14 protein-coding genes and 1 pseudogene are annotated in these 17,262 nt (G+C 43.9%); 14 read left to right on the top strand and 1 reads right to left on the bottom strand.

Annotated features, from left to right (window positions below; translation table 11 throughout):
- Positions 1-4: 4 nt before the first annotated feature.
- Both ccoG and AS194_RS06810 read left to right on the top strand, forming a co-directional pair.
- Entirely contained in the window at positions 5-1,417 is a 1,413-nt protein-coding gene (ccoG, locus tag AS194_RS06815) for a cytochrome c oxidase accessory protein CcoG (RefSeq protein ID WP_058024762.1), read from the top strand.
- 193 nt (positions 1,418-1,610) lie between these two features.
- Positions 1,611-2,192, top strand: coding sequence for a FixH family protein (locus AS194_RS06810; RefSeq protein WP_058024761.1), 582 nt, complete (start codon positions 1,611-1,613; stop codon positions 2,190-2,192).
- Positions 2,193-2,296: 104 nt separating this feature from the next.
- On the opposite strand, the gene ttcA is transcribed toward AS194_RS06810, so the two are convergent.
- Positions 2,297-3,439, bottom strand: coding sequence for a tRNA 2-thiocytidine(32) synthetase TtcA (gene ttcA, locus AS194_RS06805; RefSeq protein WP_058024760.1), 1,143 nt, complete (start codon positions 3,437-3,439; stop codon positions 2,297-2,299).
- 279 nt (positions 3,440-3,718) lie between these two features.
- On the opposite strand from ttcA, the gene queC reads away from it, so the two are divergent.
- From queC to AS194_RS06745, 12 genes and pseudogenes are all read left to right on the top strand, one after another.
- On the top strand, positions 3,719-4,501 hold the full coding sequence (gene queC / locus AS194_RS06800) for a 7-cyano-7-deazaguanine synthase QueC (RefSeq protein WP_058024759.1): 783 nt from the start codon (positions 3,719-3,721) through the stop codon (positions 4,499-4,501).
- Positions 4,502-4,776: 275 nt separating this feature from the next.
- A complete protein-coding gene (locus tag AS194_RS06795) occupies positions 4,777-5,106 on the top strand; it encodes a hypothetical protein (RefSeq protein ID WP_058024758.1) in 330 nt (109 codons plus the stop codon).
- Positions 5,107-5,293: 187 nt separating this feature from the next.
- Entirely contained in the window at positions 5,294-5,791 is a 498-nt protein-coding gene (locus tag AS194_RS06790; protein WP_058024757.1) for a peroxiredoxin, read from the top strand.
- A gap of 115 nt (positions 5,792-5,906) precedes the next feature.
- Complete coding sequence (locus AS194_RS06785) at positions 5,907-7,397, top strand: dihydrolipoyl dehydrogenase (protein WP_058024756.1); 1,491 nt, start codon at positions 5,907-5,909, stop codon at positions 7,395-7,397.
- Between the two features lie 147 nt (positions 7,398-7,544).
- Entirely contained in the window at positions 7,545-8,729 is a 1,185-nt protein-coding gene (locus AS194_RS06780) for a mechanosensitive ion channel family protein (RefSeq protein WP_200960338.1), read from the top strand.
- A gap of 158 nt (positions 8,730-8,887) precedes the next feature.
- Complete coding sequence (gene rlmKL / locus AS194_RS06775) at positions 8,888-11,182, top strand: bifunctional 23S rRNA (guanine(2069)-N(7))-methyltransferase RlmK/23S rRNA (guanine(2445)-N(2))-methyltransferase RlmL (RefSeq protein ID WP_058024754.1); 2,295 nt, start codon at positions 8,888-8,890, stop codon at positions 11,180-11,182.
- Positions 11,183-11,441: 259 nt separating this feature from the next.
- Complete coding sequence (locus AS194_RS06770) at positions 11,442-12,017, top strand: TerD family protein (RefSeq protein WP_058024753.1); 576 nt, start codon at positions 11,442-11,444, stop codon at positions 12,015-12,017.
- Between the two features lie 222 nt (positions 12,018-12,239).
- Positions 12,240-13,301, top strand: a complete 1,062-nt coding sequence (locus tag AS194_RS06765) for a DUF475 domain-containing protein (protein ID WP_058024752.1) — start codon at positions 12,240-12,242, stop codon at positions 13,299-13,301.
- Between the two features lie 229 nt (positions 13,302-13,530).
- Positions 13,531-14,449: pseudogene (locus AS194_RS06760) on the top strand (glutaminase).
- Between the two features lie 472 nt (positions 14,450-14,921).
- Positions 14,922-15,497 carry a TerD family protein gene (locus AS194_RS06755; protein WP_058024751.1) on the top strand — a complete coding sequence of 192 codons (576 nt, stop codon included), beginning with the start codon at positions 14,922-14,924 and terminating at the stop codon, positions 15,495-15,497.
- Between the two features lie 208 nt (positions 15,498-15,705).
- Complete coding sequence (locus AS194_RS06750; protein ID WP_058024750.1) at positions 15,706-16,458, top strand: TIGR00266 family protein; 753 nt, start codon at positions 15,706-15,708, stop codon at positions 16,456-16,458.
- Between the two features lie 57 nt (positions 16,459-16,515).
- Entirely contained in the window at positions 16,516-17,124 is a 609-nt protein-coding gene (locus AS194_RS06745; RefSeq protein WP_058024749.1) for a TerD family protein, read from the top strand.
- Positions 17,125-17,262: the final 138 nt, after the last annotated feature.

Raw genomic sequence — 17,262 nt, 5'->3', positions numbered from 1 at the left:
GTTTATGTCAGCACAACAACAATCTAATAAAATCCCCGTACAGCAGGTCGATCTTGATGCCACCAAGCATCGGGTACATCCAAGGTTTGTGACAGGGTTTTATCAAAATATTCGTGTCATCACGATGTATGCCCTTTTGGCCGCTTTTTTAATTTTGCCGTGGCTGCGCTATAATGGCAGACAAGCAATATGGTTTGATGTTCCCTCACAGCATTACTATATTTTTGGTTTGACTTTTTTGACTCAAGATTTTTATTTTATTGCCGCGTTTGCCATTATTGCAGCATTTACTTTGTTTATGGTGACTGTATATGCTGGCCGCGTTTGGTGTGGTTATGCTTGTCCACAAACCATCTGGACGCATCTCTACCAGTACGTTGAAAAATGGGTCATTGGTGATCGCAATAAGCGCATGAAGTTTGATAAATCGCCTATGAGCGCGAGTAAAGTGTTCAAGCGAACGGCAGTTTATGCGATTTGGTTTGTACTTTCTGTGATTACAGCAGCAACCTTTGTCAGTTATGTGGCAGGTACAGATTCGCTTTATCATAGCTGGCAGACCGTGGGACTGATTCCTTTTCCTGACTGGCCAACATGGGTATGGATATCGATGTTTATCTTTACCTTTGCCACTTATGCCAATGCAGGTTATATGCGTGAGCAGATGTGTGTACAGATTTGTCCTTATGGCCGCTTCCAAAGTGTGATGTTTGATAAAGATACGCTGATCGTATCGTACGACTATGAGCGTGGTGAGCCGCGCGGCGCGCGTAAAAAAGGCACACACCCTGAAGAGCTGGGTGACTGTATCGAATGTACCATGTGTGTGCAGGTCTGCCCCACTGGTATCGATATTCGTGATGGCCTGCAAGTCGGCTGTATCCAGTGCGCCGCTTGTATTGATGCTTGTAATGAGATTATGGACAAAGTTGGCTATCCACGCGGGCTGATTCGTTATACAACCGAACGTCAGCTGGTCGAAAAAGAACCAAGCCGTGTTCTGCGTCCGCGACTATTTGCTTATTTGGCGCTATTGGCAGTGCTATGTGGCGGGGTTATCTATGCGTTGACAGACCGCATGCCGCTAGAGATTGATATCCGCCGTGATCGTAACCAGTTATCATCTATCAATACCCAAGGCATGATTGAGAACAGCTATATCGTCAAGCTAACCAACAAAACCCAAGAACCTCACACTTATAAAATAACGCTCGCACCGCAAGAAGGTTTGAGTTTAGAGCTGCGCTTCAACGATGTACCCTTAGAAGCAGGCGAAAGCTTCGATATGCCTGTCAGTATTTATGGTGATCCTGATGTGATTGAATTTGGTCAAACGCCAGTGACGTTAAATGTGACCAGTGAAGACGGTAAGTACAAAGTCAGTAAGCAAAACGTCTTTACGACTCAAGGTCAGTAATTCATCACTGAACTGATTATTTAGTTTCCTTTATGTCATTCGGTAGTCAGCGACTTTGAGAGTCAAAGGCTATCGGGTGAATGATTTATGATTAAACTGGCAGCAGGTAGCCGTCAAATTGTCCGTTGATACCATTTGTCGATATCTGATAAGCAGATCTTTGATAAATAAGTATCTGATGAATAGGTATTTTATGTCTAATCCAGCACCGAATTTTAAACATCAAGATACTCAGCCATGGTACAAGAATTACATGGTTATGATCTTTGTGATTGGCATGCCAGCTGCGGTCGTGATCGCTTGTATCTGGTTTGTCTACTACTCTTACCAGATCCGCGACAGCGTGGTACGTGACGACTGGTATATGGATGGCAAGACGCTCTATCATGACGTCTCACGTGACAAGCTTGCTTATGACTTGGACTTGCATGGCAAAATGCAATTTGCGGATAATGGCGATGTTGTGTTTTATCTCAATTATCCTGAGCAAAGTGTGCAGTCAGGCAAGCTATTGAACGGCCAGCCACTTACTTATCCCGATACGCTTAATCTTTCAATCTCGCATGCCACCGATATCAAAAAAGACCGTGACGTCGTGCTAAAGCATGTTGAGGGCAATAAATACAGCGCCCAAGTAAATCTTGATTCGGTAAAAGCCAAATATTACCTGCAAGTGAATAACGATGGCAAGGACGATTGGCGTATGCAAGATGTCGCCAAGCTTCCGCGCTCAGAGGTTAGCTTTAAACCTTTACCTGTCTTTGCTAAAAGTTAATATTATTAAGCTATGCCCTAATATCTACATTTAAAAAACCAGCCTTTTCTTTATGAATGGCTGGTTTTTTATGGGTTACTCGATCAGTATTCGCTCATGAGATGCTAAATAACTGGGTTAATTGTTGGAATTTTCTGAGGTGTAGTTCTACTTGTTACAGCATTGTCTGATTCTGTTGCATACGGCTTATCGCTAGCAAACTTAGGATTGAACGTTTGCGTCTTTGGTGATACCGGCAAACCAATCTCAGCCAGACTGTCGGTCTGCCCTGATTGAATATTATCCCCTTCAAATAAACGCTCGTCGTTATCACGATCAAGACTGAGTGTCTCAAAGTCAAACAACTCACGATCCGCTAACTGTGATGGCGCTACGTTTTGCATTGCCTTAAAGATAGACGCCAAACGCTGCGGATGAGCGTCATCCCATTCGCGTAGCATGTCATTGATAATGGCACGTTGTAGATTGGTCTGGCTGCCACACAGATTACAAGGAATAATCGGGAATTCTTTTAATTTGGCATACTCGATGATGTCTTTTTCTTCGACATAGGCCAATGGACGAATCAGCAGGTTTTGCTTGTCATCACTCAGCAGTTTAGGCGGCATTGATTTGAGCGCGCCGCCATGAAATAAATTCAAGAAGAAAGTCGCCAGCATGTCATCGCGATGATGACCCAAGGCGATTTTGGTCGCGCCGATTTGTTTGGCAAAGCCATAAAGCGAGCCGCGACGTAAGCGTGAGCACGCTGAACAGTAAGTCTTGCCTTCTGGTACTACGCTTTTGACAATACTATACGTGTCTTTTTCTAAGATATAATGCGCAATGCCCTGCTCGTTTAGATAAGCAGGCAGAATATCTTCAGGATAGCCGGGCTGCTTTTGGTCAAGATTGACTGCGACGATATCGAAATGAATGGGGGCGATACGTTTTAGTAGGAGCAAAATATCCAGCAAGGTATAGCTGTCTTTGCCGCCTGATACGCAGACCATCACCACATCGCCGTCTTCAATCATATTAAAATCACGAATGGCCCAAGAGACTTGACGACGAAGCTTCTTTTGTAGCTTACGAAAGTGCGCTGATTCAGTAGGCGATTGTGAGTCAGTAGATTGTTCATCAACGATATCTTCATTGCTACCCTCTTCAGCATCAGCCTCTAAAACATAACGATTAAAGTCTGATTCATTAGATATATCGTCAGAGTGAGAAGGGATGTTTGGCGTAAATAAGGTTGCTGCGGTCATAAGTTACTCAATATCTTTATAAGGATGACTTTACTATAAAGTAGTTTGCGATAAAGCAAGATCAATGAGGTAGGGTTATCGATGCTTTAAAAGCGGCAATTATAACAAATATTGCTAACAGATTGAAAAGATGACAGTAATACGCACTTTATTTTTATTGCAATACTGCTTAGCATAGCTTTGTCACTTTAGTGACGCGTGATTGGTCGCTTCGTGGTTCTGTAATAGCCGTATTTTTGCTAAAATAGCCGTTTTCGTAAACCAATAATAGATAACACTATGACTAACGTTACTTTGCATAATAACTCGGCCAACCAAGCGTCCGATGCTGAATTAGATACTCTCAATAAAAATCAAAACGCCGTTGTACTTTTATCAGGTGGTCTCGATTCGGTGACGTGTTTGTATTGGGCAAAGGCACGCTATGCCTCGGTGACAGCGGTCAGCTTTGACTATGGGCAACGTCATAATAGTGAGCTTGTCGCAGCAAAGCGCATTGCTGAGACAGCAGGCGTCAATCATAGAATCATTGATATTGATATCGCCCAGCTTGGTGGCTCATCACTCACCGATCACAGCATGATCGTACCAGACGGCGATACCGACAAATTCCCTAATAAAAAGCGCGATGAAATCGATAACGATGCTATCCCTAATACTTATGTGCCTGCGCGCAATACAATCTTTTTGTCTTATGCTCTAGCCGTCGCTGAAGTGACTGATGCCAATCATATCGTCATTGGGGTCAGCTCAGTCGATTACTCTGGCTATCCCGATTGCCGTCCAGAGTATATCGAAGCATTTGAGCACATGGCCAATCTGGCGACAAAAGCGGGCGTTACCGGTCATCGCTTGTCTATCCAAACCCCACTACAAAAGCTGTCCAAAGCTCAAACTATTGAGCTTGGTCTATCATTGGGCGTTGATTATGGACAAACGATTTCTTGTTATCGTGCCGATGTGAACGGACTTGCTTGCGGCGTTTGTGACAGCTGTGCGCTACGTCGCCAAGGCTTTGCTCAAGCTGGCGTCACTGACCCTACTCATTACCAAGCTGGATAGAGATACTGACTTTTTATCAAACAGCGGCATCAATCAACATTAGCGAAACATTCGCTTGCATTAACACAGCACGTCGACATTGTATTTTAATCAATATACTTGCTATGGTATGGACAATCATTTTTGCCAATTGAACAGATTACATATGATATAGGTTACATGAGATATCACAAATGATTCAGTCACTCACATATCAATGATCCAGCTGTCTGTTGATTATAAAATCACATTGAATACCAGAGTCAAAAATTGACACTACCTGTAAGAGGAAATTTATGAAGTTATTGCCATTATTACCCCTAGCCTTAGCGGCCGTATTTGCAATGCCACAAGCGAATGCTACTGATATTAAGCAAAGTAATATCAACTCATGTGTCAATGGCGCAGTCAAATATAAAGTTGCTAGTAAAAGTGATGCGACAAAGTTATGTAAGTGCACTATCGGTGTCCGTAGCAACATGACCATCGGTCAGATGTGGGAGATCGAAAGCTACGCAAAAGACAAAAAAGACCCTTCAAGCTTGCCATACGTCAAGACCATGCAAAAAGACCTGCAGCAGTGCACAGTCGGCTTAGATCTAAAGCAGCCGCAAAAGCCTGCTTAATTACTATTCGTTTGATATACAAAAGACTGGCCATTGCCAGTCTTTTTTGTTGCCAATGAATGAGCAAAGTGTAAAACTGATTATTTATTGCTACCAATCTGCCTATAATAAGAAGACGATAAATAAAACCCTATCTAAACCATCAAAAAAACCAATATACATAACCAAAATCAATAAGGATTTTACCATGGCAAAGCCAACGACAGAAACGATCAACCTACCTGACTTTCCAGTGACCATCGTGCGCAAAATTGCCGGAAATTTTATCCATGATGAGATCAGTCTCAAAGAGATGGTTGCCAATACCGATAAAGGTCTTATTCTCTATTTTTATCCCAAAGACAACACACCAGGCTGTACCACGCAAGCGACGGAGTTCACAGCGCATCTTCATGACTTTGACGACTTAGGTTATGACATTATTGGCGTCTCTCGTGATAGCATTGAATCCCACGAAAAATTCATCGATAAATATGACTTGCAGATCCCACTTATCAGTGATGCTGATGAGAAGCTATGCCAGTATTTTGAAGTCATTAAAGAGAAAAACATGTACGGCAACATTACTTTGGGGCTAGTACGCTCGGCATTTGTATTTGATAAAGAGGGCAAGCTGACTCACGCACAGCGTAACCTACGCGCCAAAGATTACACCAGTCGTCTACTCAGCATATTGGCACCATAATCCGAACAATAGACTAGGTTAAATCGCTCGCCATAAAAATGCTAAAAGATCGCATACACAAGTCTGAGCTGATAACTGAAAATATCACTACTACCCTTCCTTACTAGAGAATCATATGAATAAACAGTCTGGTACTACTGCTGATAATACGCCGCATGAAGTCACGCGCAACGTCTCTGTTGCCGTTATCGGTGCAGGCACGGCTGGTCAAAATTCCTTTCGCCAAGCGAGCAAAATTAAAGATGATGTCGTCATTATCAATGAAGGGTTTTGGACCACTACCTGTGTCGCTGTCGGCTGTATGCCTAGCAAACTGCTGATTGCAGCCGCTGACCGTGCACATGATGCCAACCATTCTGGCGACTTTGGGGTTCATGCCACGGTAAAAATAGATGGCAAGCAAGTGATGCAGCGCGTGCGTGATGAGCGCAGTCATTTTGCTAGCTATATCAAAAAACAAGTAGATAGCTGGCCTGATCACAAAAAAATCGATGGGCGTGCTCATATTAATGAACAAGGGTTAATCGAGGTCAATGATGAGCTCATTGCCGCAGAGCAAATCATTGTGGCAACTGGCAGCTCACCTTTTATACCTGACGGTTGGGCTGACAAACTGGGTGACACGATGCTCACCTCTGATAGCGTGTTTGAGCTTACAGACTTACCCAACTCTATGGCCGTCGTCGGTGCTGGCGCCATTGGTCTAGAACTTGCACAAGCATTTACGCGCTTGGGCGTAGAGGTGACGCTACTCAACCGAGTCAAACAAGTTGCTGGTCTCAAGGATAATGACATCAACCAAAAAGCCATCGAGTGCTTAAGTCATGAGCTTACCATGCACTTGGGAAGCAAGATTACTGATGTGGGTCAAAAAGTAAATAAAGACACTCAAACTGCGTTTATTGAATATGAAGACAGTGCTGGTGAGTCAAGACAATGGCAAGGCGACTGTGTGTTAGTCGCGACTGGTCGCCGCAACAACATCAAGCAGTTGGGTGTCGAACACTTAGGCGTTGAGCTTGATGACAAAAACCGCCCGAAAAACTTGAGTAAAAAAACAGGGCAAATTGGTGATTCAGATATCTATATCGTTGGAGACGCCAATGCTCACATTCCTCTACTGCATGTAGCGAGTGATGAGGGCTATAGTGCTGGCAACATGGTCTGTGAAAATACCGAAGATGCTTATATTCGCCCGCCCGCCACCCCATTTTCTATCGTATTTTGTTCACCGCAAATCGTCAATGTCGGAATGTCTCTACCCGAGATTCAAGAAGACCCTGAGCTGGAATTTGTCATTGGTCGCGTCAGTTTTGACAACCAAGGGCGCAGCCGTGTGATGGGCGTTAATTGTGGTCTGCTACATATCTATGCTTGCAAAAAAACCGACAGAATATTAGGCGCGAGCATGGTGGGCCCTGATGCCGAGTATATCGGTCATATATTAGCCACAGCGATTACCAATGACTTGAGTATTAAAGACATGCTCGATACGCCTTTTTATCACCCTACGATATTAGAAGGACTGCGTACGGCATTACGTGATGTGCAGGACAAAATGGAGATACCCTATCAATCTCAAGACGCGCAAGAAGACAATTTTTAATTTACAGTTAGGCCTTGCTCTAAAAAATAGAGTTAGGCTTAGTCATCACTCATGCTATATTTGATTGACTAGACAACTTGAGGTGACGTGTGACCGGACACCTCATTTATCAAACCTTGTATACACACACCCTGCATGGACGAAGCAATGTCAATCGCTAGTGTTACCGACTTTTTTAAAGAAATCATTCGTGACCTACATACTAGTCTCTACCTTGCGCTTGGCGGATCTATAGATGAAGAGTCGCTCAATTGGTCTTCTCAAGCAGTAGAGCTTGCTAGCACTGGCATAAAGATCCTAATACTGCTTGCGGTATTGGGATTTTTTTATTGGCTGGCCAATTATATTCTTAGACAAAGTAAAACTAAGATTCGCTTAAACGATCGCCGCACCAAAATCGTTCGCTCGACACTACGCTACATCTGGATTGTGGCTAGCCTCATAGCGATTATGAGTCAGATAAATATTGAACCAGAGACCATCAAAGCCACAGCAAAAGCCAGCACGTGGGCTGGTATCTACTACGTGCTGTGGGCGTCATCGGGTCAGATTATTCATAAAGTTCTACAGCATTATGGACTCAACGCCTCGATAGAACAGCTGCTCAAAAACATCTTGTCCGTCCTCTTATTGGTACTTGGCCTCGCCAGCGTGATGGCTCAATTTGGTTTTGACATCGTGTCGCTCGTTGCAGGTTTGGGTATTGTCGGTTTGGCAGTGGGCTTTGCGGCTCAATCGACGCTTGCCAACTTCATTGCCGGTATTACTATTTTACTAGAGCAGTCCTTTCAAGTCGGTGACTGGATTCATATCAATGATACTGAGGGGCGCGTGGTGCTGATCGCGCTACGCACCACTCATATTCTGACGCGAGACAACATCACTGTCATCATTCCAAACTCCAATGTTGCCTCCTCTGAAGTCATTAACCTAACCTCCAAAAACTTTATTCGTTTTGATATTCGTGTCCGTATTGCCTTCGAAGATGATATTGAGATGGCACGCCAAGAAATTTTGCAAGTACTGAGCGATACTGATGCAGTGCTCAAGCGTCCTGAAACTTCCGCCACAGTGGCTGAAATCGGTGAGTATGGGGTGTTTTTTATCGTGCGTTTTTGGGTCAAGCCAGCAGCAGTGGCACGCATCCCGAAGATCAAAGAAGTGCTGCAAGAAGAGATAAAAACTGCGTTCGACGCGGCCAGTATCTCGACGCCTTATCCGCATATGCGCTTGCTTATGCCAAAAGATGTTGACTACCCGATTGCCACCAAACCCTTTGCAACCACCACTCAAGTGCTCTCAGAAGAGGCACCATTGGCACAAGACAAGTAGATCGTTTATTTTTATGTGTTTAGCTATCGCACCTTAAACCTATCGCACCTTAAACATAGACACTTTGAACCATCTGGCGATGAATTATGGTAAAATTACTGGTTACACCGCCTATTTTATTATTTGCTTTTTTGTCAATTTAGCCCACAGGTACCCGTATGACCGAACACATCGCAGCTGCACCCTCTTCCACCTTGACGCTTGATCTTATCGTTACTTGTGCCGATGGGCTTGAGGCACCGCTGCAGACTGAGCTGACAAGTTTCGGTATCAAAAGCGACATCAAAAGCACAGGGCGTCTCGCCGTCACGGGTGATTTGCGTGACCTATATACCATCTGCCTATGGTCACGTGTGGCCTCGCGGGTATTGATGCTCATCAAGCGCAAAAATATCAACGCAGAATATGATGTGGCAGAGCAGCTTTATGGTTTGGCAAAATCGGTTAACTGGACTGAGCAATTTGGCCTAGAGCAAACCTTTGCCATCCGTCTGTCTGTCGATAAGCGTGTCGCTGTAAGTCAACAATTTGCCATGTTACGGGTCAAAGATGCGATTGCTGACACTTTTAACGAAGTGTATGACAGCCGCCCCAATGTCGATAGCAAAAACCCAGATTTTTCTATTTTTGCAACCATCAATGATAAGCAAGCCGAGCTGTATCTAGACCTCTCGGGTACCAGTTTGCATCGCCGTGGTTATCGCGTGGCTATGACAGAAGCCCCATTAAAAGAAAACTTGGCAGCTGCCCTACTCTATAGCGCTGGTTGGCACAAGAAAAACGATGCAGGCGATGCACCTTACTATAATGCGTTAATAGACCCAATGTGTGGCTCTGGTACCTTCCTTATCGAAGCGCTACTCATGCACTGTGATTATGCCGTGGGTATCGACAAAGCTGCCAATCAATTTGGCTTCTATGAGTGGCAGCATCATGACGAGACGCTATGGCAGGAGATGATTGAGGATGCACAGACACGTTTTCGCGAAGCATTAGAGATTGCCAATGAGCAACCAGATACGCTGCCGCTTGTGTTGGGTTTTGATGCTGATAATGGCGCAATTATCGCAACCGAAAAAAACCTCATCGCGGCAGGACTTCAAGATTTGCTTCCGCTACTAGACATCGAACAGCGTGCGCTTGATCAACTTGGTAGCGCCCTAAAACCGCTCGTGGATGACGGTCGATTGAGTAATCCTTTAATCATTACCAACCCGCCTTATGGTGAGCGTCTGGGTGATGAAGAAATGATTAAGCCACTGTATCAAGCCATTGGCCTGATTGTGCAAGACAGCTTTGCTGGCAGAGGTATCGATCCAATGCTTGGCATATTGGCTGCTCGTGTCGAGCAAGTAGATATCCTACCGATTAAAGAACCAAAAACGTTACGCTGTCATAATGGCGCTATCACCGTCTATTTCCGCTACGGAACGCTTATCGCTGGACAGACAGGTAATCTTGTCAGCCGTTTTGAAAAGCGTGAGATCGACGTAGAAGACGGACAAGACTTTATTAATCGTCTACAAAAAAATCTAAGCAAACTCAAAAAACTGGCGAAAAAAGACAATGTCAGTAACATTCGTGTCTATGACGCCGATTTGCCTGACTTCAAGGTTGCTATCGATTTATACGGCGATTATGCCCACGTGCAAGAGTATGCACCGCCTAAAACCATTCCACCTGAAACAGCCAAAAAACGCTTTAATCTCGCGCTGATGGGTATCCGTGAAGTGTTTGATATTAATCGTGAGCAAATCTTTATCAAAACGCGTGCCCGTCAGTCTGGTAACGATCAGTACAGTAAACAGAACACCACAGAAAAACGCGGCAAGTTTCATGTCGCCCGCGAAGATGGTGCTTATTTTTATGTTAACTTTACGGATTATCTCGATACGGGTCTGTTCATCGATCACCGTAATATGCGCGCACGGATCAAAGATAACAGCCGCGGCAAATCTGTACTTAACCTGTTTGCTTATACTTGTACCGCCAGTGTGCATGCAGCGCTTGCTGGTGCCAAAAAAGTCACGAGCGTTGATTTGTCACAGAACTACCTAGATTGGGGCAAACAAAACTTTGTCTTGAACGGTCTAGACGTCAGCCGCAATAAATATCAATTCGTTGCCGCCGATATTTTTGAATGGATCAAAGACAACACCGAGCAGTTTGATATTATCTTTATTGATCCACCGACTTTCTCAAACTCGAAGAAGTTCCAAGGAACCTTTGATGTACAGCGTGACCATGCTGCCCTCATCAATCGCGCCATGAACCGCTTAACGTCTGATGGTGTTTTGTATTTTTCTAATAACTTCACGCGCTTTGAGCTAGATGAGCAGTTAGTCGAGCGCTACGATATCGTTAATATCACCCAAAAAACGATTGGTTTTGATTTTAATATCAAAAAACCTATTCATCAAAGCTTTGAGATTCGTCATCGTCAGAGTCTATAGATAAGCATTTATAAGTGAGCACTGCTGCTATACTGGCAAATGCCATGAACAAGGTAGCTATAAGGAGTAACGTAACTGCCTGAAACTTAGGTTTTTTGCCCAATGTATATGAAATATAACCATGACCTAATCGGCTTTGATTGGGTCATTTTTTGTTGTTATGATAGAGCATTACTAGGCGATGGATTTGCGCAGTTATAGCGTAAGCATCGCCTTTTATGTCATTAAATCTCTAACGTCTAATAACAAGGATAATACCATGGCTCTATCACTTAACAAAGGCGGTAACTTATCGCTAACGAAAACTGATCCAAATTTGACCAAGCTACTAATCGGTCTAGGCTGGGATGAGCGCGCCACCTCTGGTGCTGAGTTCGATCTTGATGCCAGTGTATTTTTGCTAAATGGTGCAGGTAAAGTGCGCGGCGACCATGATTTTATCTTCTATAATCAGCTGAAATCTGATAATGGCGCGGTCGAGCACACGGGTGATAACCGTACTGGCGAAGGCGATGGTGATGATGAAGTTATCAAAGTAAACTTAACCCAAGTACCTGCTGACGTTGATAAAGTAGTCGTGACGGTGACTATCCATGACGCTGCTACTCGCAACCAAAACTTCGGTCAGGTAGCCAATGCCTTTATCCGCGTTGTTAACGAAGAAACCGGTACTGAAGTGGTACGTTTTGATCTAGCAGAAGATTACTCTGTTGAGACAGCCATGGTATTCGGTGAAGTATATCGCCATAACGGTGAATGGAAGTTCCGCGCGGTAGGTCAAGGTTATTCAGGTGGCTTACAGGCGATGTGTCATCAGTACGGCGTTGATATCTAGAGCCTTATTTTTATTGGCATTTGGGCTATCAGCCATTCCGATTATCACGTCCAAGATATCAAGCGACCATCGTTGCAAATAGTCACAATTTTTAATGCCCCAATGACTAGTAATGCTTTACGTTTCGTTTAAAATTATGCATAAAAAGTGGTTAGCAATAACCACTTTTTTGCGGCTTGTGTCTATAATAGACCAGCTTTACGCAACCAGACAGGATGTGTCATGAGACATTTTTATTTAGATATTATCTTCACAATCATTGCCTTAGCAATAGCGGCATGGTGGGGATATTCACATGGCGGTATGGGTGGTTTAATCACTACACTATCGATTACCGCTATTTTGGCCGTCATGGAGATTTCGTTATCTTTTGATAACGCGGTGGTCAACGCTTCAGTCCTCAAGGGCTGGGATGAGTTTTGGAAAAAGATATTTTTAACCGTGGGTATTTTAATCGCGGTATTCGGTATGCGCTTGGTCTTCCCTATTGTCATCGTCGCCGTTACGGCTGACCTTGGTATGATGCAGGTGATTGACTTGGCATTGAACAACCCTGAAGAGTACTCAGCAAGATTGATGGCACATCACGCTGAAATTTCAGCCTTTGGTGGTATTTTCTTACTACTGGTTTTCTTAAACTTCATTTTTGATGAAAAAGAAGTACATTGGTTCAACTGGCTCGAGAGCCGTTTAGCAAAACTGGGAAAAGTCGATGCGATGAGCGTATTTGTTGCGCTTATCGTCTTAATGATTGCGGTATCATGGGCCAGTGCAGAGCAGTCAAGTGCTGTGCTCATTGCTGGCGTTTGGGGCATTCTAGTATACCTTGGTGTACAGGTTGTCTCTGGTATGCTAGAAGGTGACCTCGAAGAAGACTTAGAAAACGAAGGAAGTGGCGCAGCCGCAACCAGCGCTATCATGAAAGGCGGTATCATTGGTTTCTTATACTTAGAAATCCTCGATGCTTCATTCAGTTTCGATGGTGTGATTGGCGCATTTGCCATTACCAATGATGTCATTGTTATCATGCTTGGTCTTGCCATTGGTGCGATGTTCGTACGTTCGATGACTATCTTCTTGGTAGACAAAGGCACGCTTGATGAGTTTATTTATCTTGAGCATGGCGCACATTACGCCATCGGTGCCTTAGCCATCATTATGCTGTTGTCAGTGAAGTTCCATGTACCAGAAATTATTACTGGTCTTATCGGTATTGCCTTTATTGGTTTTGCATTATGGGCGTCGCTGAAACATCGTAAAGCGGAAGCAGCAAGGCTTAATTAGCACCTGTTGTTCGCATGATGCTGTATAGCTTTGAGCAGGTCGTATCATCAGATATGGCCTGCTTTTTTGCGTTATAATGGCAGGCATTAGTCACACAGCGAATCCTTACCTATCGCTAAAATACATACGTATTTTGCTTCACATACAATTTTTTCATCTCTACTATACGTTATTCGGTTAGAATCTTCGTCCTTTAATCGCTCACCAAAAATGAGACCCTTCAACCACTATGCAACAGATTCTTGATGATATTGCCGCACAGATGGCACTTGAAACCGATCGTGGAAAAGTAGCGGACTATATCCCACAACTGGCCCATATAGATCCAAACCAGTTTGGTATTGCAGTAGCGACACCTGACGGAAAGATGTATACAGCAGGCAATGCGAGCACTCTTTTCGATCCAAAGTATTTCTAAGACATTTACTCTAACTATCGCGCTTGGCAAATTGGGCGATGGGCTTTGGACACACGTTGGTCGTGAACCCTCAGGTGATCCTTTCAACTCAATCGTCATGCTAGAACATGAAACTGGTCGACCGCGCAATCCATTCATCAATGCTGGTGCCATTGCGGTGGTCGATGCGATCATGATGGGTCACGAACCTAGAGAAATATTGGCTGAGATTCTACAGTTTGTGCACTTTATTACGGACGATGAGTCCATCCGTTTTGACCACAAAGTGGCAGCGTCTGAGATGGAGCACAAAGACCGCAACGCCTCGCTTGCGTACTTTATGAAATCCTTTGGTCGTCTCAAGCACGATGTGGATAAGGTGTTGGGTACTTACTTTCATCAATGCTCGATTGAGATGAATTGCCAGCAACTAGCCAGCGCTGGTCTATATTTGGTCTCTAACGGAGTTGATAAGCACTCAGGGGTACGTGTAATTAACGAGCACCGCGCAAGAAGGATTAACTCGCTAATGATGATGTGCGGTCATTACGATGGGTCTGGTGAGTTTGCCTATCGCGTCGGTTTGCCTGGTAAAAGTGGGGTTGGTGGCGGTATTTTGACCATAGCTCCCGGCAAAGGCTCTATCGCTGTCTGGTCGCCAGGGCTAGATCATATCGGAAACTCCAAGCTTGGGTTAAAAGCATTAGAGCTGTTTGTACAAGAAACAGGCTGGTCGGTTTTTGCCGAATAAAACCTTTATCTAAATACTTTTATTAATGGATTATTCAGTACAATATTACGTTTAAATTTTATTGAGTTGTCAAGCTTATAGCGGGTCGTACCAACATATCTGGTACGACCCGCTTTTTTTGGTTATGTCTTTGCAACCTAGGGTAGGTTTCTCTTCATTCTATGGCTTAATCCAAAGGAAACAGCCATTAAATAATTTACCTTTGCATAACAATACGTTAACCACTATTGCCAAGATGATTAAAAAGTATCAAAAATGCAGGGTTATTATGTCGCTTAGTAAGCATATAGTAAGCGCACAAAATACGCCTTGCTTAGTGAGCAAACGCTTAGTATAGTAAAACGTAATGATATGCAGGACGTGGTATACAGCTAGGTTCTTTACCAGTTGTCCTTTCATATCAGTCACTGCACAACTTTTAATTTATTTTTTCGACCCAATCCACTTAATTATTAATCCAAAGGGTATTTGTATGGCTATTAGCTTAACAAAAGGCGGCAACGTAAACTTATCAAAAGAAGCACCAGGTTTAACCAACATCACAGTTGGTTTAGGCTGGGATCCACGCGCAACTGACGGTCAAGAGTTTGACTTGGATGCTATTGGCTTCTTAATCAACGAAGCAGGCAAAGTTCGTAACGACCAAGATTTTATCTTTTTTAATAACCTAAAGTCAGACAATGGCGCCGTTGAGCACACTGGTGATAACCGTACTGGCGAAGGCGATGGCGATGACGAAAAAATCAAAATAAATCTTGCGAGCATCCCAGCTGACGTGAGCAAAGTTGCTATTTGTGCGATTATCTATGAAGGCCAAGCACGTAACCAAAACTTCGGTCAAGTTGGCGATGCTTATATCCGTGTTGTAAACGACAATGGTCAATCTGAAATCGCCCGTTACGACCTATCAGAAGATGGCAGCACTGAAACGGCTATGATCTTTGGTGAGCTATATCGTCATAACGGTGACTGGAAATTCCGTGCCGTCGGTCAAGGCTTCAGCGGTGGTCTTGGACCATTAGCAGCGTCTTACGGCGTAAACGTGTAACGTTAAATTGACGTAAATATCTAGCGAGCCAAGCGTTGCTATCAGTTTTCTGATAGCAACGCCTATGAGCCATCAAGTGTGCCCTTTTAACGCATTTGATGGCTTTAAATTTAATAGGCTCATCAATATAAAAACGCTAAAACACATAGGTCTATTCCCCCACATTAAGAGCACCTATCAAAGATATTAGAATAAGGATTTGCACCCCATGGCCGCAACATTCAGTTTAATCGGTACTATTGAGCCTTTTTTGCATTGTAATCTCAAAAAGGGTGATTCAATTTATTGTGAAGCCAATGCAATGGTAATGATGGAGTCTAACCTTGAGCTAAAAGGTAAGCTACAAGGTGGACTGATGCAATCACTCATGCGCCGCTTTGCCAATGATGAATCGTTGTTTCAACAGCAGATTGAAGCGGTCAATGGTGAAGGCGACTGTTTGCTTGCCCCCACACTAGATGGCGATATGCAAATCATCGAGGTGGGATCACAGCAATATACCTTGAGTGATGGTGCTTTTGTCGCGGCGCAAACTGGTGTTGATATCAGAGCTAATATTCAGCGTAATCTAGGCGGTGCGGTATTCGGTGATACTGGTGGCTTTATGGTCATGCAGACGCAAGGAAAAGGTCAGGTTGTGGTATCTGGTTTTGGCTCATTGTTTGAGATTGAGGTCACCCCAGACAAAGATGTCATTATTGATAATGGTCATGTGGTTTGCTGGGATTCGAACCTCGATTATAAACTGTCCGTCTCGACCAGCAAGAAAAAAGGCATCATGAGCAATATCATCAATTCCGTCACCAGTGGCGAGGGTATGGTTCTGAACTTTTCAGGAAGCGGCAAAGTCATTATTTGCTCGCGCAATCGTGACAGCTATCAAGGATGGCTGCAGAGTGTCTTAGGAACGAGCTCAGGTGGACGCGGCGGCAACGGTGGTTTTTTAGATAATATCTTATAGCGTTTTTTAGAACTATGTTTAAGCAGTTTTACTCACAATTATTATAAGGATACTCACATGGCAGTTAGTCTACAAAAGGGACAGAAAATCTCCCTAAGCAAAGAAGCAGGCGGCGAGCTGACTCAAGTCAAATTGGGTCTAGGTTGGGATGTCGCTCAAAATCCACAAGACAAAAAAGGGGGATTTTTAGGTAAATTATTCGGCGGTGGTAGCGGCGGCGATTCTATCGATTTGGATGCTTCGTGCATCATGTTTGACGCAAACAAACAAGCGGTCGATGCTATCTGGTTCAGTCAGCTTAAATCGAAAGACGGCAGTATCGTGCATACTGGTGACAACCGTACTGGCGACGGCGATGGCGATGATGAAGTCATCAACGTTGATCTCTCAAGAGTCCCAGCCAACGTGACTTCACTAGTATTTACGGTCAATAGCTTTACCGGTCAGACGTTTGAGACAGTCGAAAACGCGTTTTGCCGTATTGTTAATGCCAATAACAACAGCGAAGTAGCTCGTTATAACTTATCAGCACAAGGTGGACATACTGCTATGGTGATGGCAAAAGTTTATCGGCATAACAATGAATGGAAAATGCACGCTATTGGCGAGACTGCGTCTGGTCGCACCTTCCATGACTTAATGCCTGCAATTACGCCGCACGCATAATTGATTGGGATTTTAACTGGAGTATTACTAATCCAGTTGAATAATTTATTTCAAAAAAGAGCGGCCCATCTATCAATAGATGGGCCGCTCTTTTTATCAATGGGTTTTTACACTATAGTCAATCCTAAATAAAACAGA

Source organism: Psychrobacter piscatorii (assembly GCF_001444505.1).
Lineage (GTDB): Bacteria > Pseudomonadota > Gammaproteobacteria > Pseudomonadales > Moraxellaceae > Psychrobacter > Psychrobacter piscatorii_B.
Note: the sequence above shows the minus strand (reverse complement) of the source record. Positions and strands in the feature narration are given on the sequence as shown.